This is a genomic window from Pseudomonas sp. SWRI154, from assembly GCF_014268645.1.
Classification (GTDB): domain Bacteria; phylum Pseudomonadota; class Gammaproteobacteria; order Pseudomonadales; family Pseudomonadaceae; genus Aquipseudomonas; species Aquipseudomonas marvdashtae.
This window is the reverse complement of sequence record NZ_JABWQW010000005.1, coordinates 200,816-226,682: the sequence shown is the minus strand read 5'-3', so window position 1 is coordinate 226,682 and position 25,867 is coordinate 200,816. Positions and strand designations below refer to the sequence as shown.

Here is a 25,867-nt window from a genome sequence, read left to right as displayed (position 1 = left end):
AGGATTTTTTTTTGGGCGACGATGCAATCGCCGCCCGCTTGATCAGTGCTGTCCGGTGAACTCAAGGATCAATCGATTGACCTGCTCGGCCGCTTCCATCTGCACCATGTGGCCCTGGCCGGGGAGTACTTCGACCTGCGCCGCCAGCCCTTCGACGTGAGCCGCCGGGATGATCGCGTCGTCGCTGCCCCAGATCACCAAGGTCGGGACGTGGCCGGCGTGCACCACCTCGCGCAGGTCCACCTGTTGGCGACCGTCGGCGAACAGCGTCGCTGACAGTTGCCGCAGGGCGGCGTCCACGCCTTCCAGGCGCTTGTACTTGAGCATGTCATCGAGCATCTGGCGGTTGACCAGCTCGGCATTGGAGAACAGTTGCACCAGTTGCGGCTTGAGAGCGTTGCGGTTGGCGGCGTCGACGAAACCCTGCAAGTAGCTACCGTTGATCTGCGCTCCCAGGCCGACACTGCCGATCACGGTCAGCGACCGTATCCGCTGGGGCATCAAGCGCGCGGCGTTCAGCGACACCGCTCCGCCCATGGAATGCCCCACCAAGTGCGCGGCATTGATGTCCAGGTGATCGAGCAAGGCCAGCACCACCCCGCTCAGCTCGTCCAGGTCGCCGCGTTGCAGGCACTTTGAAGACTCGCCATGGCCTGGCAGGTCCAAGGCAATTACTCGACGCCCCGCCGCCAGGGCTTCATGGTTGAACAACCAATTGTTCAAGTCGCCGCCAAAGCCGTGCACCAGCAGCAACGGCGTACCGCCCTCGCCGCGCTCGAAATAGCGGATCACCCGGCCGTCCAACTCGATTTTCTGCGGTTTCGGGCCACTGTCCTCATCAGCCGCGTCGCCCGGCACAAAGTTGGATTGAAACTGCTCGATGACTGCGTCGATCTCGGCGTCGCTGGCCTCGCCTTCGACGACGATGCCGAGCAAGGCGCCGACCGGCAGGGTTTCGTCCTGGCGGGCGACCTGTCGGCGCAGGACTCCGGAAAACGGCGCCTCGACGCTGCTGGATATCTTGTCCGTCTCGACGTCCATCACTTCATCGCCCTTGGCGATGGCCTGCCCCTCTTCCTTGAGCCAGGCATCGACCCGGCCCTCGGTCATCGACAGGCCCCACTTGGGCATGGTCAGGGTAAAAATCTGGCTCATCAGCGCTTGCTCCACTCGATCACGTTGAGCACGGCTTGTTCGATCTTCGCCGCGTCAGGGATGTACAGGTCTTCCAGGGCATCGGAGAACGGCACCGGGGTATGTGGCGCGGTGACCATTTCAATCGGCGCCTTGAGCGCGCCGAAGGCTTTTTGCGCGACCAGGGCCGAGATATCGGTGGCCATGGAGCAGCGCGGGTTGGCCTCGTCGATCACCACCAGGCGCCCAGTCTTCTCGACACTTTCCAGAATGCTGTCCTCATCCAGCGGGCTGGTGGTGCGCAGGTCGATCACTTCGCAGTCGATGCCGCGTCCCGCCAGGTTGCGCGCTGCGTCCATGGCGGTGTTGACCAGACGCCCGTAGGACACCAGGGTCACGTCCTTGCCGTCGCGCAGGAAGTTGGCCTCGCCGAACGGCACGGTGTAGAGCTCTTCCGGCACTTCGCCCTGCATGCTGTAGAGCAACTTGTGCTCGCAGAAAATTACCGGGTCGTTGTCGCGAATCGCCTGGATCAGTAGGCCCTTGGCGTCGTAGGGCGATGATGGGCAGACCACTTTGAGCCCCGGAATGTGCGTCCACAACGACGTGAGCATTTGCGAATGCTGGGCGGCGGCGCGCAGGCCGGCGCCGACCATGGTGCGGATCACCAGGGGCGTGGACGCCTTGCCGCCGAACATGTAGCGGAATTTGGCCGCCTGGTTGAGGATCTGGTCCAGACAGCACCCGGCGAAATCGACGAACATCAATTCGCACACCGGACGCACGCCGCAGGTGGCGGCCCCGACGGCCGCGCCGACGTAACCGATTTCCGAGAGTGGCGTATCCAGCACGCGCCCGGGGAACTGGTCGTAAAGGCCCTTGGTTACGCCGAGCACGCCGCCCCAGGCATCGTTTTCGCCGGGGGCGCCGGCACCACCGGCCACGTCTTCGCCCATGATGAATACGCTGGCGTCGCGGCGCATTTCCTGGGCCAGGGCTTCGTTGATTGCCTGCTGATAGCTGATTTTTCTCGCCATGATGAAATTCTCTGTTCTTGTTTTAGGGGGCGCTCAGGGATAGCTGACGTAGACGTCGGTCAGCAGGTCGGCAGCCGCGGGCTTGGGATCGGATTTGGCCTTGTACACGGCGTTTTCGATCAGCAGGTCCACTTCCTTATCGATTTGGTCCAACTGCTCGACGGTGAGCAAACCGGCCCGGGTCGTGCGCTCGCGGAACTGCATCAGGCAGTCCTGGTGCTCGCGAAAATGCTTGACCTCGTCCGGTGCGCGATAGGTCTGGGCATCGCCCTCGAAATGGCCGTAGTAGCGGGTCAGCTTGACCTCGATCAGCGACGGCCCCTCCCCGGCACGGGCGCGTTCGACGGCGGCTCCGGCGGCTTCATGCACGGCGAAGAAGTCGAAACCATCCACCGTCACCCCGGGCATCCCGAAGCCGGCCGCGCGGTCGGCGATGTGATCGCAGGCCACCGACCAGTTCGACGCCGTGGCTTCGGCGTAGCCATTGTTTTCCGCAATGAACAGGCACGGCAGGTTCCACACCGAGGCCATGTTCATGGCTTCGAACACCGCGCCCTCGTTGGAGCCGCCGTCGCCGAAAAACACCACGGCGACGCTGTCGCTGCCCTTGAGCCGCGCCGCCAAAGCCGCGCCGACCACCAGCGGCGCACCGGCGCCGACGATGCCGTTGGCGCCGAGCATGCCTTTCTCGAAATCGGCAATGTGCATCGAGCCGCCCTTACCTTGGCAGACGCCGGTTTTCTTACCGTAGATCTCCGCCATCATTCCGTAGACGTCCACGCCCTTGGCGATGCAATGGCCGTGGCCACGGTGGTTGGACGCGATGCAGTCGTCATCGCCGAGGTGGGCCATGACGCCGGCGGCCGAAGCTTCCTCACCGGCATACAAGTGGACGAAACCGGGGATCTCGCCGGTGGCGAACTCCACGTGCAGGCGCTCTTCAAAGGCGCGGATGGTGCGCATCACCTGGTAGGCGTGCAGCAACTGATCATGGGTGAGCGGTGTCGACATTTTTATTCTCCTGGAGTGTCTTCTTGAAGATTCAGAGGGTGTTGCGGGTGCTCGCGGCCAATGGCCAACAGGCGCTGTTGCGCGGCGTAGGTGAGCACCGCATTGACGTCGATGCTCAACGGACCGCCAGCATCGAGGGTGACCAAGGGCCGGTCATGGAGGTTGAATTCGATTTCCCGTTCGCCATCCAGGGCCAAGGTGCCGCTGGACAGTGACAAGCCATGGGCGACGCCGGGTTCCAAAGGGCCGGCGGCAAGCACCCCGCAGCCTTGCAGCAGGCCCGGGGCGAGCGGCACCAGCAGCGCCTCGGGGGATTGCGGGTCCAGGCGCATCCAGGCGCCGCCCGGGGCCTGGCGGGACACGGGGAACCACAGGCCGCACAGGGCCGACAGGCCAATGGATTGCGGCTCGGCAAAGGTCACGAAAACTTCGGCCAGGTCCTGTGCCCGGCTAATGGCCCGGGCGCCGACAAAGCGCAGCGGCGATACGGCGACGTCCACCAGGGCGACTTCGCGCATGCCGCGTCCGGCGTCGCAGACCAACAGGCGCTTGTTGCGGCGCAAACCGATCTCGTCCGGGATCCGGCCGCTGGCGTACAACCCACCGGCCAACCCGGCGCTGGTGGCCTCGCGCAGTTCGGGAAAGGCGTTGTTGGTGCCGGTGGACAGAGTCAGCAACGGGATGTCGCCGACTTCGGCGGCCACCGCCTTGTGGGTACCGTCACCGCCGAGTACGGCGATCAGCGCCACCTCGCGCTCGGCCATCAGGCGCGCGGCCCGGCGGGTGTCTTCGACGGTCTGGCGCAGGGTCAGGTCGAGGAATTCCAGGGCCGGCCAGTGGCTGCTGCGGGCCTGGCGGCTGTGGCTGTTCTTCAGCACGGCGGCGGCCATGCCGATCATGTCGGTGGGCATCAGCACTTGTTCGATGCCGGTGGCGCCGAACGCGGCCAGCAGCCGCTGGATCACCGAGACCTTGTCGGTGCTGGAAAACAGCCCGGCGTTGGCGGTCAGGCGCCGCACGTCACGGCCCGACGCGGGGTTGGCGATGATGCCGACAATCAGAGGATGGCGGTTCATCGCATCACCGCAAAATGGGCGGTCAGCGGGCTTGGCCTGCAAGTCATAGGCACCTCTTTTTTGTTGTTGGAGGCCCACCGATGTGGGTCCAAGGCCTAGAGCAAGGCCGGTGCCAGTTCCCCGCAAATCAATGGAGCGCCCCGAGACAGAGCGCTTGCGACGCTCCTTTGGGTGTTGCGCGGCGGCGCTGGGTGAGACGCCGCATGTCAGCCTGCACGGGTCGGCGGCGAGACGCTGAGACGTGGCGTCTCACCCGCCACCTGCGCGCCGTCGGGCTTGTCTGCATCCGGCGATCAGCGCTTAATGTGCCCACAACGACAAGAAGCTGAACCGGAGGCCCCTATGCTTTCCGCTCACTCCCGGGCGCATGTGGATTGCGTCAGCCGCGTGCTGAAGAACGCCGCTCAACTGCCGCAATTGCCCGTGCCGGACCTGACCCTCGATTCATGGCGCCGCTCCATGGAGCAGCATCACCTCGATCCTGGCTCGCTGCAGGGTCCGCGAATTCTTTCCAACGACGTGCTCAAGCAGTGTCGCGAACGCTCTGAACTGTTCCTCAACATCGCCAGCGATGAAGTGGCGCGCCTGCATGGCCGGGTACGCGATGCCGACTATTGCGTACTGCTGACCGATGCCCAGGGCCAGACCATCGATTACCGCGTCGAAACCACCCTTCGCAACGACTGCCGCAAGGCCGGGCTGTACCTAGGCACTTGTTGGTCGGAAGGGGAAGAAGGCACCTGCGGCGTGGCGGCGGTGCTCACCGCCAAGACGGCCGTGACCGTGCACAAGCGCGACCATTTCCGCGCGGCGTTCATTGGCCTGACCTGCTCCGCCGCGCCGGTCTTCGACCCGCAAGGAGCATTGCTCGGGGTGCTCGACGTTTCGGCGGTGCGTTCGCCGGATGACCGACGCTCCCAGCACCTGATCCGGCAGATGGTGGTGCAGAGCGCGCGGGAAATCGAACAGGCATTCTTCATGAGCAGTGCCCAGGGCTACTGGGTTTTACGCGCTCATGGCAACGCCGGGTACGTCGACAGCCAGCCGGATTTGCTGTTTGCCTGGGACGACGACGGCTGCCTGCAAGCGCTGAACCCGGCGGCCCGCCAGTATCTGCTACAACGCTACGGCCAGTTACCCCGACACATCAGCCAGGTCTTTGACCCACAACTGCTGCATCGCGCCCGCGACGAAAGCCTCTACCCCCTCGCGCCATCCTTGCACGGCCGCTTGAGCGCCCCACGCCGCCGGGCATCCTTGCGCCAGCGCGCCGCCATGACGCCGACCGAGCTCGATCCCCGCCTGGCGGACAGCCTGAACCTGGCGGTGCGGGTCAAGGACCGCAACCTGCCGGTGCTGATCCAGGGCGAAACCGGTTCCGGCAAGGAAGTCTTCGCCCGCCAACTGCACCAGGCCAGCCAGCGCCGGGATAGGCCCTTCGTCGCGTTGAACTGCGCGGCGATCCCAGAAAGCCTGATCGAGAGCGAGTTGTTCGGTTATGTAGCCGGAGCGTTTACCGGCGCCTCGACCAAGGGCATGCAGGGGCTCCTGCAACAGGCCGATGGCGGCACGTTGTTCCTCGACGAAATCGGTGACATGCCCCTGGCCTTGCAAACGCGGTTGTTGCGGGTGCTGGCCGAGGGCGAAGTGGCGCCGCTGGGCACATCGCGGCGCAAGGCCGTGGATATCCAGGTGATCTGCGCCACTCACCGCGACCTGGAAAGCCTCGTGGCGGCCGGCGAATTCCGCGAGGATTTGTATTTCCGTCTTGGCGGCGCCCGTTTCCAGTTGCCGCCATTGCGCGAGCGCACTGATCGACTGGCCTTGATCAACCGTATCCTGGACGAAGAGTCGGCGCTCTGCGGGGGCTCGGTGCAACTGAGCGGCGCGGCGTTGGAATGCCTGCTCGGCTACCACTGGCCAGGCAATGTGCGTCAGTTGCGGCACGTATTGCGTTATGCCTGCGCGGTCTGCGACACGAACGTCGTCCAGCTCAGCCATTTGCCTGAGTCACTGCACGGCACCCAAACCGCCGTTCGTAGCGAAGAACCCAGCGCCAGCCCGGAACGCCAGGCGCTGCTCGATGCCCTGGTGCGTCACCGCTGGAAACCTACCCCGACGGCCCGAGCCTTGGGCATTTCCCGGGCAACGCTGTATCGCCGGGTGCACCAGCACGGCATTGAAATGCCCGGCAGGAGCCCAGGCTGAAAACTTATCGCCGCGCCAGTTCGTGACGCACGCATTGTTCGTAATAGGTCTGCTTGACGGCAGCCGGCTTGAGCCGCGATGCGCTGTTGTAGGTTTGTTCGGTAATGCCCAGGGCAGTCATGCGCATCCAGGGCCGGGGGAACTTGCGCACTTGCAGCTTCTTGCGCGCGCCGTACAGGCTGACGCCAGACAGCTTCGACGCCTGCGCTCCCGCCGCAATGTCCGCTCCCCAGCGACACACCGACTGCTGGTTGGCGGTGAGGGCCTTGGCCTGGGCTTCGAGCGAGACAGCGGCCAAGACCATGGCCGCCGCGATCCAGATAGAAACACGCATAGGTTTGTCGTCCAACTTTCTGAAATAAAAGAAGTTTGACTTCACCTTGATGAGCAAGGGGCCAGCACTGTCGAAAAACTAGAAACGCTTGCAGATTAATCATTCAAATGATTGAAATATAAGTTATTTTTAACGACTCCTCGCGGTGGCGAGGGAGCTTGGGCCCTTTGGTCTGCCTGACACACCGAGGTGGTCAGTGCTTTCTTGGGGCTGCTGCGCAGCCCAGCGGGAGCAAGCTCCCTCGCCACGGTTACTGGGTTGCCTTGGCTTCTTGCAGCAGTTGCTGGATCACTTGTTCCTGCTCGCCGTACTGCCCTTCGCCAAAGTGGCTGTAGCGCACCTGTCCCTTGGCGTCGATGAAGTAATGAGCCGGCCAGTACTGGTTGTTGAAGGCGCGCCAGATTGCATATTGGTTGTCGATCGCGACCGGGTATTGGATGTCCAGCTTGCGGACTTGATCGCGCACGTTGGCGATGATCTTCTCGTAGCCGTACTCGGGGGTGTGCACACCGATCACCACCAGCCCGTCCTTCTCGTATTTCCTGGCCCAATCATTCACGTATGGCAGCGTGTGCTGGCAATTGATGCAGTCGTAGGTCCAGAAATCCACCAGCACCACCTTGCCCCGCAGCGCCTCGCGATCCAGCGGCGGTGAGTTCAGCCATTGCACTGCGCCGTCCAGTGAAGGCATGGCGCCCTGGGATTGGAGGTCCGGCATCGAGCTCGCACCGGCCTTGCTGACCACGTAGTCGATGGCCTTGGGCACGTTTTCCAACAGGCTTTTTTCCAGACTGGTCGATTGCTGGGACGAGGTGTTGGCGAGCAAGCGATCATCCACCCCGGTGCCAATCGCCACGGCCGCCAACAATACCAACGCCCCGGTGGCGCGGCGCAGCCAGGCCGTGATCGGCAGCGAGGGTTTCAGTCGACCGATCAAGCCGCGGCCAGCCAGGATCAGCGTGCCCAGCGACAAGGCACTGCCCAGGCCGTAGGCGAGCAGAAGCAGGCTGGTCTCGGCGCTGGCGCCTTGCAACATGGCCCCGGTCAGGATCACCCCAAGGATCGGCCCGGCGCAGGGAGCCCAGAGCAGCCCAGTGGCAATCCCGATCAACACTGACCCCGCAGGGCCGGCCATCCGTCCGGCACCGGCGTCAAGTCGATTGCCCAGGCTGACCAGCGGACGCGAGAGCCAGGTACCGACCCGGCTGAACATCAACGACAGGGCGAACAGCACCATCACCACCAGGGCGACTTGCCGACCGATGCTGCTGGCGTGGATCACCCATTCGCTGCTGACCACCGCCAGGCTGGAGACCAAGGCGAACGTCAGCATCATGCCGGCCAGCGTCAACAGCACCGAGCTGCGCGATTGATTGGCCCGAGCGAACAGGAATGGCACCACGGGCAGGATGCAGGGGCTGAGGATCGTCAGGATCCCGCCGAGAAAAGCGATCAGAAGCATGGGAACACCTATAAAGGCTGACGTAGAACCTGTGGCGAGGGAGCAAGCGCCCCGCCACAGGTAGAGAAGATCAGTTTTCGTTGCTGCAGTTATCGGAGAACTTGCGATAGTCCAGCGCCTGCTTATGGCCCATCGAGTCGAGGTAGGTCATGTGGGCGTTCACCACGCCACACGCCGGCTGCGGATCTTCGGTCAGGGACAACACTTTCTGAATGTCCAGATGGCTGCCGTAGGTGTAGGTTTGCGCCTGGACATTGCTTTCGGCCCGGGCCGACAAGGTGCAGATGTTCAGCGCGGCGAACAGGCAGGTGGCGTAGATGGCTTTGGTGTTCATGGCGGTTTCCTCGATTCAATGGATGTTTATCGCAGAGGCCGTGGTGTGCCTCGATGGATGCCATTGAACGCCGCCCAGGTATCACGCCTGTATCGAGCCAAGGGGCTTTTTGCAACGCTGTGTATCCGTCGCGCTCCAGATACACTGCAATACAAACCGGCGCGGGCCATGCCGGCCGGCGGCTGTAGACTGGCCAGCAACAACAGGCAAAGGGGCAGAACACCATGGATCATGTCGATCATGTGTTGATCGTGGATGACGATCGCGAGATCAGGGAACTGGTAGGCAACTACCTGAAAAAGAACGGCCTGCGCACCACCGTGGTCGCAGACGGCCGGCAAATGCGCACGTTCCTGGAAACCACCCCGGTGGACCTGATCGTGCTGGACCTCATGATGCCCGGCGACGACGGCCTGGTGCTGTGCCGGGAACTGCGGGCCGGCAAGCACAAGGCCACGCCGGTTTTGATGCTCACCGCCCGCAACGACGAAACCGACCGCATCATCGGCCTGGAAATGGGTGCCGACGACTACCTTGTCAAGCCCTTCGCCGCCCGCGAACTGCTCGCCCGGATCAACGCCGTGCTGCGCCGCACCCGCATGCTGCCGCCAAACCTGGTGGTCACCGAGAGCGGGCGTCTGTTGGCGTTCGGTCGCTGGCGCCTGGACACCACTGCCCGCCACCTGCTCGACGGCGACGGCACCATGGTCGCCCTGAGCGGTGCGGAATATCGCCTGCTGCGAGTGTTCCTCGACCATCCGCAACGGGTGCTCAATCGCGACCAGTTGCTGAACCTGACCCAGGGCCGCGATGCCGACCTGTTCGACCGCTCCATCGATTTGCTGGTCAGCCGGCTGCGCCAACGCCTGTTGGACGACGCCCGTGAGCCGGCCTACATCAAGACCGTGCGCAGCGAAGGCTATGTGTTCTCGCTGCCGGTGGAGATCCTCGAGGCCTCGGCATGAGTCTGCCGCTACGCTGGCCGCGTACCCTCGCCTCGCGCCTGTCGCTGATCTTCCTGATCGGTTTGGTCCTGGCCCAGGGCCTGTCGTTCGGCGTGCAGTACTACGAACGCTACGAGAGCGCCAAGAACACCATGCTCGGCAACCTGGAAACTGACGTTTCGACGTCAGTCGCCATTCTCGACCGCCTGCCGGCCGCCGAACGGCAGTCCTGGCTGCCGAAACTCGCCCGGCGCAACTATGACTACGTGCTCGACGAAGGCGAGCCAGGCATGCCGATGCTCCCCGACAATGCACCGGTATCGGTCAGCTCGATCCAGGAAGCCCTGGGTGAATCCTATGCGCTGACCTACAACCAAATCCCAGGGCCAACGATGCATTACCAGGCGCACTTGCGCCTGAAGGACGGCGAACCTTTGACGATCGACGTACGCCCGGCCATGGCGCCCCTTTCGCCCTGGCTCCCGGCGGTGTTGCTCGGTCAACTGGCGCTGCTGATCGGCTGCACCTGGCTGGCCGTGCGCATCGCCGTCAGCCCCCTCACCCGGTTGGCCCGGGCGGTGGAGACCCTCGACCCGAATGCCCACGGCGTGCGCCTGGACGAAAAAGGCCCAACCGAGGTGGTGCATGCGGCCAAGGCGTTCAATGCCATGCAAGACCGCATCGCCGCTTACCTCAAGGAGCGCATGCACCTGCTGGCAGCCATTTCCCATGATTTGCAGACGCCCATTACCCGCATGAAGCTGCGCGCCGAATTCATGGACGACGGCATTGAAAAGGACAAGTTGTCCAGCGACCTGAGCGAAATGGAGCATCTGGTGCGCGAAGGCGTGGCCTACGCCCGCAGCATCCACGGCGCCACCGAGGCCAGTTGCCGGATCAGCCTGGATGCGTTTCTCGACAGCCTGGTATTCGACTATCAGGACACCGGACAGGACGTGCAGTTGTCCGGCAAGAACGCCGCCGTCATCGATACCCGCCCTCATGCGCTGCGCCGGGTGCTGGTCAACCTGGTGGACAACGCCCTGAAATTTGGCGGCGCGGCACAAATCCAGGTCAAGCCTGCCGACGACGGCCAACTGGCGATCCAGGTACTGGACCGTGGCCCCGGAATCAGCGAGGAAGAACTGGCAGAAGTGCTCAAGCCGTTCTATCGGGTGGAAAGCTCGCGCAACCGGGAAACCGGCGGTACGGGCCTGGGTTTGGCCATCGCCCTACAACTGGCGAACGCCATGGGCGGGTCGCTGAGTTTGAGCAATCGCGACGGCGGCGGCTTGTGTGCTGAATTGCGCCTGGGCCGCAATACCACCGGCGAAGGTTAGCCAGATTCATCAGCGGGTTTGTATGCCAGTGTGTCAATGGGCACACGGCATACACAAACTTGCACAGGGCGCCTTTTCCAGACACACCCCGCATACAGCCACTTGAAAGACTCCTTGTGTCCCCGGCCAACGTGATGGCCGGGCCCCGACTTCCAAGGAGCTTCCCATGCCTACCACCACCGCAACGCCGCCTGCTTTCCGTTTCCAGGGTTGGTCGCTGTTCAGCCTGATTGCCGTCCTGGTGCTGCTGATGACCGCACTGACCGTGATGCTCAACCCAGACCTTACCGAAGGCGTGCGCAGTGCGATTCGCGCCACCGCCCGCTCCTCCTTCGTCCTGTTCCTGCTGGCCTTCACGGCCTCGGCGTTTGCCGTGTTGGTGCCCTCGCCCCTGAGCAAGTCCCTGGTGCGTGAGCGGCGCTTCATCGGGTTGGCCTTTGCCTTCTCCCATCTGGTCCACGCGGTCTTGATCTACACCTATGGCCAGCTCAACACCGAGTTCTGGCCCGGCCGGACCACCCTCGGCAACGTGCCTGGCAGCGTCGGTTATGTGTTCGTCCTCCTGCTGGCCCTGACCTCGTTCAAAAGCACCACGCGGCTGCTCGGCGCCAAAGCCTGGAAGCGCCTGCACACCACCGGCATGTGGGTACTGGCGGCGATTTTTGCCTACTCCAACTTCAAGCGCATTCCGATGAGCGACTGGTACGTGCTGCCCTTCGGCCTGATCTGCGCCGCCACCGCCATCCGCCTGGTGGGCAAACTGGCCCAGGCCAACAAGCGCCAACCCCTGCCACGCACGGCTTGAGCAAAGGAGATCGACCATGTATTGCATCGTATCGAAAGCCTTGAACGGCCTGCATCCGAGTCTCGATCAAGCCGGCTCATGGCTCGCACCGCTGGGGCTGCGCCTATTCCTGGCCTGGGAGTTTTTCGAATCCGGCCTGGAGAAATGGAACGGCCAGAACTGGTTCGCCGAGATCCAATCGGCCTTCCCCTTCCCTTTCAACCATGTGCCGGCCAGTTGGAATTGGGAGTTGTCGATGTGGGCGGAACTGGTCTGCGCCATCGCCTTGCTGGTTGGCCTGGGCACGCGTTTCTCGGCGCTGGTCCTGATGATCGTCACCGTGGTCGCCACCGCCGCCGTGCACTGGCCAGCGGATTGGTCGAGCCTGAGTGAACTGGCACAAGGGTATGCCATTACCAACAAGGGTCATGGCAACTTCAAACTGCCGTTGATTTACCTGGTAGCGCTGCTGCCGCTGCTCCTGCAAGGCGCCGGGAATCTGAGTACAGATGCGTTGCTCAAGACGTTGCGCCGTCGGTAGCGGCAACAAAAAAAATCGAAACCTTGGGCGGCTTGCGTCGGTCCAGTCCTGTATGAGCCAAAGCGCTGCGTACCGCTGCCACAGTGGTCGCAGCCGATCGAGACAGCCCATCGAGACGAGGAACAGACATGAGCATGACCGTCGGCGATTTTCTGGTTGAACGCCTTTATGAATGGGGGGTGCGTCGCATCTACGGCTACCCCGGCGATGGCATCAACGGCGTGTTTGGCGCCTTGAACCGAGCCAAGGGCAAGATCCAGTTCATCCAGGCACGCCATGAGGAAATGGCCGCGTTCATGGCCTGCGCCCACGCCAAGTTCACTGGCGAGTTGGGGGTGTGTATCGCCACGTCGGGGCCGGGGGCTTCGCATCTGGTCACCGGCCTGTATGACGCACGCATGGACCACATGCCGGTCCTGGCTATCTGCGGCCAACAAGCGCGCAACGCCCTCGGCGGGCATTATCAGCAGGAGTTGGACCTGGTCAGTCTGTTCAAGGACGTGGCCGGCGCGTTCGTCCAGCAAGCCAGCGCACCGGCCCAGGTGCGCCATCTGCTCGACCGCGCCGTGCGCACGGCGGTGGGCGAGCGCCGGGTTACGGCGTTGATCCTGCCTAACGACCTGCAAGAGCTGGAATACACCGCACCGCCGCACAAGCACGGCACGCTCCATTCCGGGGTCGGCTATCGCAAACCCAAGGTGGTGCCCTACGAGGAAGACCTGCGCCGGGCCGCCGATGTCCTCAACGCTGGCAAGAAAGTCGCCATCCTGGTGGGTGCCGGCGCGTTGCACGCCACTGATGAAGTGATCGCCATTGCCGATAAACTCGGCGCTGGCGTCGCCAAGGCCCTGCTCGGCAAAGCGGCGGTGCCCGACGACTTGCCGTGGGTCACAGGGTCCATCGGCCTGCTGGGCACCGAGCCCAGCGACAACCTTATGGCCAGCTGTGACACGCTGCTGATGATCGGTTCCGGCTTCCCCTACGCCGAGTTCCTGCCCGCCGAAGGCCAGGCACGCGGCGTGCAGATCGATCTCAAGCCGGACATGTTGAGCCTGCGCTACCCGATGGAAGTCAACCTGCAAGGCGATAGCACCGATACCCTGCGGGCCTTGCTGCCCCTGATCGACGAAAAGCCCGACCGCGCCTGGCGCAAGAAAATCGAACAGTGGCGAGCGGACTGGGACAAGACCCTGGAAAACCGAGCCCTGGTCACGGCCAAGCCGATCAATCCGCAACGGGTCACGTTCGAGCTGTCGCCGCGACTGCCGGACCGCGCCATCATCACTTGCGATTCGGGCTCCTGCGCCAACTGGTTTGCCCGGGACATCCAGATCCGTCGCGGCATGATGTGCTCGCTCTCCGGTGGCCTGGCCTCCATGGGCGCCGCGGTGCCTTACGCCATTGCCGCCAAGTTCAGCCATCCGGATCGGCCGGTCATCGCGCTGGTGGGCGATGGCGCGATGCAAATGAACAACATGGCCGAGCTGATCACCGTCGCCAAATACTGGCGCACCTGGACGAACAACGCCTGGATCTGCGCGGTGTTCAACAACCAGGACTTGAATCAAGTGACCTGGGAGCAGCGCGTCATGGAAGGCGACCCGAAATTCGAAGCGTCCCAGGACATTCCCGACGTGCCTTATCACTTGTTCGCCGAGTCCATCGGCCTCAAAGGCATCCTCGTCGATCAGGAAAAGGACGTCGCCACCGCGTGGGAACAAGCGCTCGCCGCCGAACGGCCGGTGCTCATCGAGTTTCGGACCGACCCCGACGTGCCGCCATTGCCGCCGCATATCAAGCTGGAACAGGCGAAGAAATTCGCTTCCACTCTGCTTCAGGGCGACCCGAACGAGCGCGGCATCGTCGTGGCGACCGCCAAACAGGTGTTGGGCGCGCTGCTGCCGGGCCACCGCAAGGACAAAGAGTGAACATGCGGACGAAAGCAAGCCGATATGAGCTGATCCTGTTGGGAAGCTTTGTCGCCCTATGGACATGGCTGGCCATTGCGCCGATGAAACGCAGCGACTGGCTCGCGGAGAACCTGCTGGTGTTTGCGCTGCTGATGGTCCTGGTGGCCGTCCACCGCAGGTTCAGCTTCTCCCGTTTGTCCGCCACCCTGGTGTTCGTGTTTCTCTGCATCCATGAGGTCGGCGCCCATTACACCTACGCGAAAGTCCCGTACAACCAGTGGTGGCAGGCCCTGTCGGGGGGGCTGCCGCTGGATCAACTGCTGGGTTTTGAGCGCAACCAATTCGATCGCCTGGTGCACTTCTGCTACGGCCTGCTGCTCGCTTACCCGGTACGCGAGGCGCTGCTGCGGGTCATTCCAGCCCGGGGGTTCAGCGGGTATTTCCTGGCCTGGAACCTGATCCTGTCGTCCTCGGCTATTTATGAGCTGATCGAATGGGTGGGTGGTGCCTACATGGGCGGTGATACCGCGAAGGCGTTTGTGGGTGCGCAACAGGATCCTTGGGACGCGCAAAAGGACATGGCGCTGGCGGCGCTGGCCGCGTGCATGACGCTGGTGGCCGCTGCCGCGGTCAATTATTTCCAGCAGCGCGATTTTGCCCTGGAATGGGCAATGCGCAACAAAGCCAGTACCTGATAGCCGGCGCCGGGAGAAAAAGTTGCTGCAGTTGGTCAGCATTTCCGGACTTTTATTAAGTTAATCAGTCAGTCAGCCGATACAAAGCTAGTGCGAGGTATCTCGCGTTTCGCTGATGGCTTGTTCTTATGATCGAAGATGCTGGCAATGGCTCCCCCGCGATAACCGGCGAGCGGCCGACCCGAAGTTTCACCCGCCGCACCTTCCCGGCCATCATGCTGTTGCTGTTCATCATGTCCGCACTGGCCATCGCGGTGCTGCTCAATATCACCCAGACCCAGGACCAACAGGCCCGAGAGCAAAGCCTGTTCTTCGCCCAACGGGCCATCGACGGTATCCGCACCGGTATCGGACGCGACCTGAGCGACTACTCCAAATGGAGCGACGCCTACCGGCACCTCCACGTGGAAGTCGACAAGGACTGGGCCTATGACCAGGAAAATGTCGGCAGCAGTGTGTTTTCGCTCTACGGCTATCAAGCCGTGTTTGTCATTTCCCCCACCGGCAAGACGGTCTATTCGGTCATCGATGGCGAGATGAGCGAGGTGGCGGCTGACACTTGGCTGAGCGGCGACCTGCGCGCCCTCGCCAGCAAAGCCAGCACCGAAGAGAACCGCGATGAGGTGATCGTCGAGTTGCTGCACCACGAAGACGCGCCGGCCTTCGTCGCCGTCTCGGCGATTACCATCGGCACGGACAACAGCGTCCCCGAAATTTCAGGCCCGCCCAGCCTGCTGTTATTCGTGAAAGTCCTGGACAGCGCGGCGTTGCAAGGCCTGTCGCGGGATTTTGCGCTGCCCGATGCGCATATCGCCTATACGCCGGGCCCCGAAGAGACTGCCCAGGTCTTGCTCAACGACCTGACCCGCGAAGCGCTCGCATGGCGCCCGGCGACGCCCGGCAAGGACCTGCGCAAAGTGCTGCTGCCGTTGCTGGCCTTGGCCTTGCTGTTTCTCGGGATCATGGCCTTGGCGGTATTGCGCCATGCGCTGCTGATGCTCCGCGCCCAGGAACGCCAGTACACCAGCCTCCTCGCGCACCGCAAAGCATTGGAGCGCAGCGAAGAGCGTTTCCGGGACATTGCCGAGGTATCGTCGGACTGGTTGTGGGAAGTCGATTCGGCCGGGACATTAACCTATCTGTCCGAACGCTTCGAACAAGTGACGGGGTTCAGTCCCGTCGAGTGGCTGGGCAAGCCGCTGCACCGGTTGCTTCATCCGCACAGCGGGTCGATCTCGATCGCGCATTGGCTGCTCGGTGGTGCCAACAGTGCCTCATCCGCCCCGCTGCTGTGCGAATACACTGCGCATAATCAACGTATTCGCACCTGCAAACTCTCGGTCCGGGCCATTGATGCCGGCAGCTTGGGCTTTCGCGGCACAGCCACTGACATCACCGATGAATTGCGCGCGCTGGCGCAGATCAAACACCTCTCGCTGCACGACCCGCTGACCGGGCTGGCCAACCGCAACCGCTTGTTCGATTGCCTCAGCGAACACCTGGACCGGGCGCAAGGGACGCCACTGGCGATACTGAACCTGGACATGGATCGATTCAAACCGGTCAATGACTCCCTGGGTCATGCAGTGGGCGACAAAGTGCTCAAGGAAGTGGCCCATATCCTTCAGCAAAACGTCCGCGGCACCGACCTGGTGGCCCGTCTCGGGGGCGATGAGTTTGTCATCGTCATGCCCAACCCCGGCGATGCGAACGATCTCGATCAACTGTGCGAGCGCCTGATCGATTGCATGCAACGGCCCATGCACCTGGACGGCAACACCTTGTACCTGGGGGTGAGTATCGGGGTTGCCTGGTCGCAGCCTCGCGATCAGCGCGCCGAAGAGTTGTTGCGCCAGGCCGACATCGCCCTGTATGCGGCCAAGGGCGCCGGCCGCAATACCTGGCGTGTCTATGAAGAGGCCATGGGCAATGTCGCCCGCGACCGCCGCCGCTACGAGCAGCAATTGCGCGATGCGATGCACCAGGACCAGCTTGAATTGCGTTACCTGCCGCGTTTCGACGTGAATGCCGAACAGCTGCATGGTTTTGAAGCCCAGGTCTTCTGGCACCATCCCGAGCGAGGCGAACTGGGTGGAGCCGATTTCATCCCCGTGGCCGAGGCGTCTGGCCAACTGGAGGAGCTGGGCACCTGGATGTTGATCAATGCCTGCGAGGAGGCGATGACCTGGCCCAACGCGCTCGCCCTGTCCGTCGCCGTTTCGCCGAGGTGGTTCAGCAGCAGTTTTCTCTTCAATCAAGTGCACAAGGCCTTGGAAACCAGCGGTTTGCCGGCGCAGCGCCTGACCCTTGAGGTGGCGGAAGGGGTGTTGCTGACCGATCACAAGACGCTCGCCAATACTTTGCACGCCCTCAAGGCGTTGGGCGTGCGGATCAATATCGATAAGTTCGGCACCAATATCGCTTCCCTGCGCGAGGTGCTTGACCAGCCGTTCGACGGTATCCGTTTCGATCGCAATATTTTGGCGCAGTTGGGGCTGGAGCACGATCAGGAAGGGGTGTTGGCGATGATTCGATTGAGTCGCAGTGTCGGGCTGATGGTGACGGCCGAGGGTATTGAGAATGCGCGGCAGTATGATCAGTTGCGCAGTGTGGCTTGCGATCATGTGCAGGGGCCGTACTTTGGCGCGGCGCTGGCTCGTTCGCAGATGGCTTCGTTTTTTACTACGCCTCGGTGGTTATAGCGGGTTGTTGACCGGGTACATATCCATTGCTGCGGTAACGGCTGCCAATGGTTTCGCTTTTACAGCGAGTCACTTTCGAAGGGCACGAAAGTAACCAAAGTGCCTTTGCCCCACCACTCGGCACCTCGCCTAGGCTCGGTGTGCCCGAACGCAGGCATTGCTCCGGGGGCCCGCCGCGAAGGCCCATCCATGGGCCAGCGCGGCTATCCCGGCATCCATGCCGGGATGCCCACTGCGCAATACCTGCGTTCGGCCAGCGTGGTTAACGGGGCGCCGAGATCAACGTCCGCCGCGAGGCGGCCTTATAGCCGACCTTGTTTTGGTTGGGACCGCGTTTCCTGTGCCAGCGAGCTTGCGATGGCGGCCTGACGGCCGCCGTGTATATGCCCACCCCACCTAGCCTCCCGGGCTCTGGCGAAAACTCACGGCCAGCCGGTTCCAGCTGTTGATGGTGCTGATCGCCAGGGTCAGGTCGACCAGTTCTTCTTCGCTGAAATTGGCGCGCGCCAGGTTGTAGACGTCTTCGGGCACTTGGCTTTCGGCCAATAGCGTGACGGCTTCGGTCCAGGCCAGTGCTGCCTGTTCGCGCGGGTTGAAGAATCCGCTGTCGCGCCACACCGTCACCGCGTAGAGGCGCCGCTCGGTCTCGCCCTGGCGGCGCGCGTCCATCGAGTGCATGTCGGTGCAGAAGGCGCAGCCGTTGAGCTGCGAGGCGCGGATTTTGATCAGATGAAGCAACGCCGGCTCGATGCTCAGGCGGCTGGTCAGCGCTTCAAGGCTGATCATTGCCCTCATCGCGCTAGGGGACGCACTGTAGTAATCCAGACGCGGGCTCATGGCGGTTTCCCTCTTGGTCGATGCGTCCACGGTAAAATCCCGTAGCCGCTCGCGACAGGTCCAATCCGCCGAAAAATGCCGGGACCAAGACGGTAGGCCAATGGCCGCAAGCGGTTCATCTAAGGAAAATGCCGACCCGTGGCGAGGGAGCTTGCTCCCGCTCGGCTGCGAAGCAGTCGTAAACCGACGGATGCGGTGTGTCTGATGTTCCGCATTTGGCAGGTTTTAGGGCCGCTTCGCGGCCCAGCGGGAGCAAGCTCCCTCGCCACGGGTTTGTCGATTGCCTTAAGTGAACAGCATTAGGCCAATGGCCGGGATTTTCGCCACGCAACTTCACTGCAATCGCTGGATGCGGGTAACCTTGGCTGCTTGACTCTTGCTGCAATCGATCATCCGGGAGCCCGCGGGTATGGAACTTCATGTTGTCATCAACGGCCGCAAGGACCTGCTGGGCCAGTTGTATCGACAATTGCGCAGCGCCATCGAGAGCGGTCGGCTGGCCGCTGGCACCCAACTGCCGCCCAGCCGCCTGTTGGCCGAGCAACTGGGTGTTTCGCGCAAGACCGTGTCCGATACCTATGCGCAACTGACCTACGAAAATTTTCTCACCGGCGTAATTGGCAAAGGCACCTATGTCAACGCCCGCCCGGCCATGATCGTGCGCAAGCAAAGCCACCGCGAGCTTGCCGGTGCTGATGTCGTCGAGGCTTGGCGCAACATGCCGGACTTGCTGCGACACCCTAACCCCGAGAGCGCGCTGCGTTATGACTTCATCGGCGGCGCCACCGGCAAGGGCCAGTTTCCGCTGGACGACTGGCGTCGCTGCACCGCCCACGCCTTGCGCCAGATTGCCAATGCCAAGGGTTTCTACAGCCAACCCGAAGGCCTGCCGGCGCTGCGTAACGCCATCGCCCAGCACATCGCGTTTTCCCGCGGGGTCAACTGCCAGGACGCTGACGTGGTGGTGTGCAACGGCGCGCAGCAGGCACTGGATCTGATTTCACGGGTGCTGACTCGCCCCGGCAGTCTGGTGGCGATGGAAGACCCTGGCTATCCACCGGCACGCCTTTTGTTTGGCTCACACGGCGCGACGGTGGCTGGGGTGCCGGTGGATGAGCAAGGCATGCGCGTGGATTTGATTCCCGACGGCACGCGGCTGATCTATGTGACGCCGTCCCACCAGTTTCCCCTGGGCATGCCCATGAGCCAGCCCCGGCGCGAGGCTCTGCTGGCGCGGGCCTATGAGCTGGGGGCGATTATCATCGAGGACGATTACGACAGCGAGTTTCGCTATGAAGGCCGACCCACCGACTCGCTGCAGAGCATGGACGAGCGCGGGATCGTGGCCTACGTCGGGACATTCTCCAAGACCCTGCTGCCGGAGCTGCGGCTTGGCTATGCGATCCTGCCGCCAGCGATTCTCGAAGCGGTGATCCTGGCCAAGCGCCTCACCGACCAGCACACCTCCACCCTGCCCCAATGGGCATTGGCGAAATTCATCGCCGAGGGCTGCCTGCTCAAGCACATCCGGCGCTGCCACGCGCTGTATGCCGCTCGGCGCGAGCGAATCCTGGCGCGGATGGGCGACGACCTGTCGCCCTGGTTCGAAGCGGTGCCCACCACGGCGGGCTTTCATATGGCGGTGCTGTGCAAGGTGCCGATGGACCTGGCCCTGATCATCGAACTGGCAAAAAAAGCCGAAGTCGGGATCTACAGCCTCGACGGCTTTTTCCATGTGGCAGCTGTGCGACCCGGCTTGATACTGGGCTTTGGCGGCATCGAACTCCTCGACATCGATATTGCCCTCGACCGCTTGCGCGATATTTTGCGGCAGGTCGCCTGACGATTGGACTGGACGTTTATCCGCCCATTGGCTGTTTCAGCCTCGCCTCGGCGGGCCTATTCTGCCCAGGTGTCATTGAGTGTCTGGGTAGATCCCGTGCAAGTTGATTCAGGAGCCAGGACAATGTCTCGCCAAGTGATCAATACCGTTCAGGTGCAGGCCGCCGCAGGGCGTTCGGAAGAACTGGGCCGGCAGTTGCAGCAAATCGTCGAAACCCTGCGCGCCTTGCCAGGCTGCGATGCCTACATGGTCGATCGCTGCCCCGAGAACTCGGACCGCTGGAACGTCAGCGCCCGCTGGCAGTCGGAGGCGGCCATGCAGGCTCACTTCAATTGTCCCGAGGTCCAGGGCTTCATCAGCCTGATCGAAACCCGCCTGGCCCGCAGCGTGGACTTCAATAGTTTTCCGCTGGTGTGAAATGTCCGATCGTTGCCCCATTGGTCTACCGGTCTTTTGCCGAATTGGAGGTTTTTCCACGCTGTCCAGGGGCTTAGGGTGAAGCCTTCGCCACCGCGCGAATTCACTCACCACCAAGGTCCCGCCACGATGAAAACACTCTGCCTGATCGCCGCCCTGAGCCTGCTCCCCATTGCCCCGCTCTTCGCTCACGAAGCCGGCCCCTCCGAGAAAGTCCAAGTGCTGCAAGAAAAGCAATTGAAGAACCTGCCCGGCAAGAAAGCCATGATGCTCACTGTCGACTATGCACCCGGCCAGTCGTCAATCGCCCACAAACACCAAGGCACGGCCATGGCCTATGTCCTTGAAGGCGCGATTACCTCCCAGGTCAAGGGCGAACCGGCGACCACCTATAAGGCGGGCGAGTTCTGGTATGAACCCGCCGGCTCCGAGCACCTGGTGTCGAAGAATGCCAGCGCCACCCAACCAGCGAAGCTGCTGGTGTTCATGGTGATGGGCGATAACGAGGCCGTGCTGATCCCGTTGGAAAACTGACCCCTGGCGCGAAAACGGCCGGTCAACTGCCCGCGTCACCGTGGGCCTCTTCAAAGAAGTAATCCTTCCAACTGCCGGCCTTGTTTTTCAACACGCCCAATTCATGCAGCTTTTCGGCGTAGATATAGGTGCGCTGTGGCACGACTGTGAAGTCGATTTCCGGATCGGTGACGATTTTCTCGACCAGGGGCAGCGGCAGCTTGGATTGCTCTACGCGGATGTAGGTCTGGGCGGCGGCGGGTTTGTCGGCCTTGATAATCCCCTGCGCCTCGACGAGCGCATCGTAGAACGCCCGGTAAGTCTTCGGGTTTTCGTCGTGGAATTTTTCCGTTGTGTAGAGCACGTTGAACGTCGCCGGTCCGCCCAGCACGTCATAGGAGCTGAGGACTTTATGCACATTGGCGCTTTGCAGCGCCTGATATTGGAACGGCGGGCTGGAGAAGTGCGAGTTGATCTCCGACTTGCCGGCGATGAGCGCCGCCGTAGCATCCGGGTGTGGAAGGCTGACCGAGATGTCGTCGAACTTCTTGTATTGATCATCGCCGAATACTTTTGCCGTCTCGATCTGCAGCGTGCGCGACTGGAACCCGACGCCGGCCGCGGGCACGGCGATACGATCCTTGTCGGTAAAGTCCTTGAGCGTCTTGATGTCGGGGTTGTTGGTCAGCAGGTAATTAGGCATCGAACCCAGCGAGGCGATGGCCTTGACGTTCTGCTTGCCCCGGGTCCGGTCCCAGATCGTCAGCATCGGCGGCACCCCTGCCGATACCACGTCAAGGGCACCGGTCAACAAGGCTTCGTTCATGGCAGTCGCACCGGAGATGCTGTTCCAGTCGACCTTGATGTCCAGGCCTTGGGCCTTGCCGTGTTTTTCAATGAGCTGCTGGTCGCGCACCACATCCAGGATGAGATAGCCGATGCCAAATTGCTGGGCGATGCTGATCTTGCCTTCGGCGTGGGCCAACGGTGTTATCAGCAGGCTTGCCACCAGGGTGATGAAGAGAGCGGGACGCTTAGATGCCATGGCCGGGACCTTTTGGTTATAAATTCAGGCTCCGACTTTAAAGCTATAAAAAATAAAATTTAAATACCTGTATCGCATATACATAGCACCATAACGCCCTGCGCGGCAGGCTTGACAATATTCAAGGACAGGCTTAATCACCCCAAGAATATCGAAGCGATGCGGCAAGTCGTCATCCTGCGGACATGCCACTTTCCACTGAAACTGTACCGAGCTGAGCCGACGCGACCATGAACGAAATGAACACCCACATCGCCGCCGAGTCGATGTCCCAACCGCGCGCGTTGGTATTCCTCGCCTATCCGCAGATGGGCCTGCTTGACCTGACGGGCGCCCAGACGGTTTTCTGGGCGGCCACCAAAGCCATGGCCGAGCGCGGCATGCCCGGTTATCAAATGCACACCGCGAGCCTGGACGGCGGGCTGATGCAAACCGCCGAAGGGCTGGTGGTCGACACCTGTTCCCTGCGACCATTCGACAACGCCCTCATTGACACGCTGATCGTGCCGGGGGCCCCGGACATCCGCCAGGCGATGATTGACTGCGTCGAGCTGGTGGACTGGTTGCGCGCCGCCGCGCCCAAGGCCCGGCGCACGGCGTCGGTGTGCAGTGGGACCTTTCTCATGGCCCAGGCCGGCTTGCTGGATGGGCGCCGCGCGGCCACGCACTGGGCGATGTGCGAGATGCTCAAAAGTGGCTTTCCGCTGATCGAAGTGGACCTCGACGCGATTTTTATCCAACAGGACGCGGTATGGACCTCGGCGGGTGTCAGCGCCGGCATCGACATGGCCTTGGCGTTGGTCGAAGCCGATTGCGGTCGCGACGTCGCGCTGCAGGTGGCTCGCGAGCTGGTGGTGTTCCTCAAGCGGCCCGGTGGACAGGCGCAGTTCAGCCAACTGTTGCTGTCACAGACTCGCGATAGCGCCGGTTTCGACGAGCTGCACGCCTGGATCGCTCAGCACCTGGAGGATGCCAACCTGACCATCGAGCGACTGGCCCGACAGGCCCGCATGAGCCCACGCAACTTCGCGCGGGTCTACAAGCGCCAGACTGGACGAACCCCGGCCAAGGCGGTCGAGATGTTCCGTCTTGAGGCGGCGCGACGGCTGTTGGAGGACTCCGAGCGCAACATCGATCAGATCGCCCGCTCGTGCGGCTTCGGTGACGAAGAGCGGATGCGCCATACGTTCCAGCGCCATTTATCGATCTCGCCGCGCGAATACCGCAACCGGTTCTCGCGCTGACCGGGGCGACGGCGTTCGTTCAGGCCACACGCCTGGCTTGGGCCGGTGGTTCGGCCTGCTCGGCGATGCAGGCAGAGCACCGCGAACGCAACCAACGCTCTCCCGGATCATTATGGGAAGTCCCCCGCCAGACCATCGACAGCTCATGTTCAGGCAACTGGATCGGCGCCGGCTCCGCCCGCAAGCCTGTGGTCTGTGCCATCGCCCGCGCGACATAATCGGGCACGATCGCGATCAGGTCACTGCGCGCCAGGAGCACCGGCAAGGCGCTGAATTGCGGCACCGTCAGCACCACCCGCCGCTGTTGGCCCATCAGGCCCAAAGCACGGTCCGAATCATCGATGACGTGGCCCATGGACGAAACCACCGCATGGGGCCGGCGGCAGAATTCATCCAGCGTCAGTTCGCCAGGACGCGAATCGGCCCGCAACAGCATCGGCCGAATCGGGCGCAGCGCCTTGCGCCGGGCATTGGCCGGCAGCTCCAGGGTGTGGCTGATACCCAGGGTAATCTCTCCGCAGGCCAGCAACTGGCACATCTGCCACTGATCGGCCCGGCGTACCACCAGCGTCGTGCCGGGGGCCTCGATACGCAGGCGGTGCAGCAGGTTCGGTAGCAGCGCGTATTCGACGTCGTCGGACAGACCGATATGAAACGTTGTGTCACTCGTGCAGGGGTCGAATGCCTGGCAACAACTCAACGCGGCGGCGATACCGTCCAGTGCCGGCGACAGGTTGGAAAAGATTTCCTGCGCCCGGAATGTCGGCTCCATCGCCCGGCCAGCGCGTATGAACAAAGGGTCATCGAACATCAAGCGCAAACGTGCCAGGGCGGCACTGATGGTCGGCTGGCCGAGAAACAGCTTCTCGCTCACACGCGTGACATTTCGCTCATGCATCATCGTTTCGAAGACAACCAGCAGATTGATGTCAGCACGACGCAGGTCATTTCTGTTCATCATGGTAGCCATCCCAGGCACAGCGCCTATGAGTCAGGAAGGAACATCGCGCCGGGTCGTTCCACCCGGCTCGACGACGGTGTGTTTGCAAGGTTATGCCCCTCGCTCGCCCGGCGTCTGTCGTACGAGAGGACACCCGGTTCACGCTTAGGGCAGGCTCATCGATACCTGGGTATACACAGGGTTGGCAGGAATTCAGGGTTTTATGTCCTACCCGCTGCCAGGGGCAGCTTTTAAGATTCACGACCAACGCCCCGTCTTCCCAGCCATCCGGGGCTGGACCGTAAAAACAGAAGGTCTGCAGCGTGCCCATACCCGCCACGATGTTCAGAAACGTCTATGACAGCCTTCGGTACGTCTATGACAATCTTCGGCATAACCCCTGCCAAATGACCGCGCGGCCCTCGATGGGGATCAGCGCCCACCCGCTGGTCAATGCCCTGGGGTGGGCGGTAGGCCTGGTGGTGGCCTGCGGGATTGTCATCATCAACTCCGAAACCCATTCCGACCTGGCGCCGACGTTGCTTTACATCACGTTGCTGTTGATGGCGGCCAATCTGTTTTCAATCAACCTGGTGATCACTGTTGCGCTGCTGTGCATGCTCCTGCTGACAGCGATGTTCCTCTACAACGGCGGTTACCACCGCTGGGAATCGACCACGGGTTTCTTTCGCTGCCTCACCGCCCTGTCGGCCATCGCGTTCCTGGCTCTGCGCAGCAAACAGGCTTCGGACAGCTTGCGCCGCAACCAGGCCTACCTGATCGGCGCCCAAACCCAGTTGGCCCACGTCACTCGGCTGACTTCGTTGGGTGAAATGGCCGCGTCTATCGCCCATGAAGTGAATCAGCCGCTGACGGCCATCACCAGCAGCGGCGAGGCCTGTCGCCGCTGGCTCGAACGTCCGGTTCCCGATCTCAAGGAGGCTCTCGACTCGCTGGACCGGATCGTCGCCAATGCGTGCCGCGCCAGCGAAGTCATCGCTCGCACCCGAGCGATGGCGCGCAAATGCGACCCCCTGCGCGAGCCCGAGCGCCTGGACCAAATCGTCAGCGAATCGCTGGATTTGGTGCGCCAGCAAATAGTCGATCACAACGTCAGCGTGAAGGTGAACCTGGCGGCGACGGCCAGCCAAGTCAATGCTGATCGGGTGCAGCTGCAGCAAGTCATCATCAACCTGATCACCAATGCGTGCCACGCCATGGAAACCATCAGGGTGTCCGAGCGGATCCTGTATGTACGCACCTGGACGCAAGAACACGAGGTGCTGGTGGAGGTGGCGGATCAGGGAACAGGTATTGCCGCCCAGATCCTGCCTTCGCTGTTCGAGCCGTTTTTCACCACCAAGGAAAACGGCTTGGGCATAGGCCTTTCCATCTGCCGCTCGATCATCGAGTTCCATGACGGCAGGATCTGGGCCACCAGCGAGGTGGGCCAAGGCACCTCGTTCACGTTTTCGTTGCCGCTGTTTTCCGATGCCTGACCTGTCCCGGACGCCGC

At 62.5% G+C, this 25,867-nt stretch carries 23 protein-coding genes; 13 read left to right on the top strand and 10 right to left on the bottom strand.

Features of this window, described 5'->3' with window-relative positions:
- Positions 1-42: 42 nt before the first annotated feature.
- From HU806_RS07115 to HU806_RS07100, 4 genes are read right to left on the bottom strand one after another with little or no spacing between them, the layout of a single operon-like run.
- On the bottom strand, positions 43-1,155 hold the full coding sequence (locus HU806_RS07115; RefSeq protein ID WP_186610716.1) for an acetoin dehydrogenase dihydrolipoyllysine-residue acetyltransferase subunit: 1,113 nt from the start codon (positions 1,153-1,155) through the stop codon (positions 43-45).
- A complete protein-coding gene (locus HU806_RS07110) occupies positions 1,155-2,171 on the bottom strand; it encodes an alpha-ketoacid dehydrogenase subunit beta (protein ID WP_186610715.1) in 1,017 nt (338 codons plus the stop codon). The genes HU806_RS07115 and HU806_RS07110 overlap by 1 nt, the downstream gene beginning before the upstream one ends.
- A 33-nt stretch (positions 2,172-2,204) precedes the next feature.
- Positions 2,205-3,182, bottom strand: coding sequence for a thiamine pyrophosphate-dependent dehydrogenase E1 component subunit alpha (locus HU806_RS07105; protein WP_186610714.1), 978 nt, complete (start codon positions 3,180-3,182; stop codon positions 2,205-2,207).
- A gap of 2 nt (positions 3,183-3,184) precedes the next feature.
- On the bottom strand, positions 3,185-4,258 hold the full coding sequence (locus tag HU806_RS07100; protein ID WP_186610713.1) for an ATP-NAD kinase family protein: 1,074 nt from the start codon (positions 4,256-4,258) through the stop codon (positions 3,185-3,187).
- Between the two features lie 342 nt (positions 4,259-4,600).
- On the opposite strand from HU806_RS07100, the gene HU806_RS07095 reads away from it, so the two are divergent.
- Positions 4,601-6,466 carry a sigma-54-dependent Fis family transcriptional regulator gene (locus HU806_RS07095; RefSeq protein WP_186610712.1) on the top strand — a complete coding sequence of 622 codons (1,866 nt, stop codon included), beginning with the start codon at positions 4,601-4,603 and terminating at the stop codon, positions 6,464-6,466.
- Between the two features lie 4 nt (positions 6,467-6,470).
- Here HU806_RS07095 and HU806_RS07090 read toward each other — a convergent pair whose 3' ends face one another.
- The 3 genes from HU806_RS07090 to HU806_RS07080 all read right to left on the bottom strand — a co-directional run bounded on the left by HU806_RS07090 (position 6,471) and on the right by HU806_RS07080 (position 8,596).
- On the bottom strand, positions 6,471-6,800 hold the full coding sequence (locus HU806_RS07090; RefSeq protein ID WP_186610711.1) for a hypothetical protein: 330 nt from the start codon (positions 6,798-6,800) through the stop codon (positions 6,471-6,473).
- Positions 6,801-7,050: 250 nt separating this feature from the next.
- Complete coding sequence (locus HU806_RS07085) at positions 7,051-8,262, bottom strand: cytochrome c biogenesis protein DipZ (RefSeq protein WP_186610710.1); 1,212 nt, start codon at positions 8,260-8,262, stop codon at positions 7,051-7,053.
- A 70-nt stretch (positions 8,263-8,332) separates the two neighbouring features.
- Positions 8,333-8,596, bottom strand: a complete 264-nt coding sequence (locus tag HU806_RS07080) for a DUF2790 domain-containing protein (protein WP_186610709.1) — start codon at positions 8,594-8,596, stop codon at positions 8,333-8,335.
- A 224-nt stretch (positions 8,597-8,820) separates the two neighbouring features.
- On the opposite strand from HU806_RS07080, the gene HU806_RS07075 reads away from it, so the two are divergent.
- From HU806_RS07075 to HU806_RS07045, 7 genes are all read left to right on the top strand, one after another.
- Positions 8,821-9,561 (top strand): response regulator, encoded by a 741-nt coding sequence (locus HU806_RS07075; protein ID WP_186610708.1) that lies wholly within the window; start codon positions 8,821-8,823, stop codon positions 9,559-9,561.
- Positions 9,558-10,880: an ATP-binding protein gene (locus tag HU806_RS07070; RefSeq protein WP_186610707.1), complete on the top strand. Its 1,323-nt coding sequence runs from the start codon at positions 9,558-9,560 to the stop codon at positions 10,878-10,880. The genes HU806_RS07075 and HU806_RS07070 overlap by 4 nt, the downstream gene beginning before the upstream one ends.
- Positions 10,881-11,046: 166 nt before the next feature.
- Positions 11,047-11,685 (top strand): ferric reductase-like transmembrane domain-containing protein, encoded by a 639-nt coding sequence (locus HU806_RS07065; RefSeq protein WP_186610706.1) that lies wholly within the window; start codon positions 11,047-11,049, stop codon positions 11,683-11,685.
- Positions 11,686-11,701: 16 nt separating this feature from the next.
- Positions 11,702-12,205: an HvfX family Cu-binding RiPP maturation protein gene (locus HU806_RS07060; protein WP_186610705.1), complete on the top strand. Its 504-nt coding sequence runs from the start codon at positions 11,702-11,704 to the stop codon at positions 12,203-12,205.
- Between the two features lie 128 nt (positions 12,206-12,333).
- The gene (locus HU806_RS07055) at positions 12,334-14,133 is read left to right on the top strand and encodes a thiamine pyrophosphate-requiring protein (protein WP_186610704.1); all 1,800 of its coding nucleotides are present in this window, start codon (positions 12,334-12,336) and stop codon (positions 14,131-14,133) included.
- 2 nt (positions 14,134-14,135) lie between these two features.
- Positions 14,136-14,810: a DUF2238 domain-containing protein gene (locus HU806_RS07050; RefSeq protein ID WP_186610703.1), complete on the top strand. Its 675-nt coding sequence runs from the start codon at positions 14,136-14,138 to the stop codon at positions 14,808-14,810.
- A gap of 128 nt (positions 14,811-14,938) precedes the next feature.
- Complete coding sequence (locus tag HU806_RS07045) at positions 14,939-17,512, top strand: bifunctional diguanylate cyclase/phosphodiesterase (protein WP_186610702.1); 2,574 nt, start codon at positions 14,939-14,941, stop codon at positions 17,510-17,512.
- Positions 17,513-17,908: 396 nt separating this feature from the next.
- Here HU806_RS07045 and HU806_RS07040 read toward each other — a convergent pair whose 3' ends face one another.
- Positions 17,909-18,349, bottom strand: a complete 441-nt coding sequence (locus HU806_RS07040) for a carboxymuconolactone decarboxylase family protein (RefSeq protein WP_186610701.1) — start codon at positions 18,347-18,349, stop codon at positions 17,909-17,911.
- A gap of 409 nt (positions 18,350-18,758) precedes the next feature.
- Here HU806_RS07040 and pdxR point away from each other — a divergent pair, with 409 nt between their 5' ends.
- The 3 genes from pdxR to HU806_RS07025 all read left to right on the top strand — a co-directional run bounded on the left by pdxR (position 18,759) and on the right by HU806_RS07025 (position 21,143).
- Positions 18,759-20,192 (top strand): MocR-like pyridoxine biosynthesis transcription factor PdxR, encoded by a 1,434-nt coding sequence (gene pdxR / locus HU806_RS07035; protein ID WP_186610700.1) that lies wholly within the window; start codon positions 18,759-18,761, stop codon positions 20,190-20,192.
- Positions 20,193-20,315: 123 nt separating this feature from the next.
- Entirely contained in the window at positions 20,316-20,609 is a 294-nt protein-coding gene (locus tag HU806_RS07030; RefSeq protein ID WP_186610699.1) for a putative quinol monooxygenase, read from the top strand.
- 129 nt (positions 20,610-20,738) lie between these two features.
- Positions 20,739-21,143, top strand: a complete 405-nt coding sequence (locus tag HU806_RS07025) for a cupin domain-containing protein (RefSeq protein WP_186610698.1) — start codon at positions 20,739-20,741, stop codon at positions 21,141-21,143.
- Between the two features lie 22 nt (positions 21,144-21,165).
- Here HU806_RS07025 and HU806_RS07020 read toward each other — a convergent pair whose 3' ends face one another.
- Positions 21,166-22,167 (bottom strand): ABC transporter substrate-binding protein, encoded by a 1,002-nt coding sequence (locus tag HU806_RS07020; protein ID WP_186610697.1) that lies wholly within the window; start codon positions 22,165-22,167, stop codon positions 21,166-21,168.
- Positions 22,168-22,397: 230 nt separating this feature from the next.
- Between HU806_RS07020 and HU806_RS07015 the strand changes: the two genes are divergently transcribed.
- Positions 22,398-23,411, top strand: a complete 1,014-nt coding sequence (locus tag HU806_RS07015; RefSeq protein ID WP_238350129.1) for a GlxA family transcriptional regulator — start codon at positions 22,398-22,400, stop codon at positions 23,409-23,411.
- A 19-nt stretch (positions 23,412-23,430) separates the two neighbouring features.
- Here the strand turns inward: HU806_RS07015 and HU806_RS07010 are convergent, their stop codons facing one another.
- On the bottom strand, positions 23,431-24,372 hold the full coding sequence (locus HU806_RS07010) for a LysR family transcriptional regulator (RefSeq protein ID WP_273018673.1): 942 nt from the start codon (positions 24,370-24,372) through the stop codon (positions 23,431-23,433).
- 404 nt (positions 24,373-24,776) lie between these two features.
- On the opposite strand from HU806_RS07010, the gene HU806_RS07005 reads away from it, so the two are divergent.
- The gene (locus HU806_RS07005; protein ID WP_186610734.1) at positions 24,777-25,850 is read left to right on the top strand and encodes a sensor histidine kinase; all 1,074 of its coding nucleotides are present in this window, start codon (positions 24,777-24,779) and stop codon (positions 25,848-25,850) included.
- Positions 25,851-25,867 lie beyond the last annotated feature (17 nt).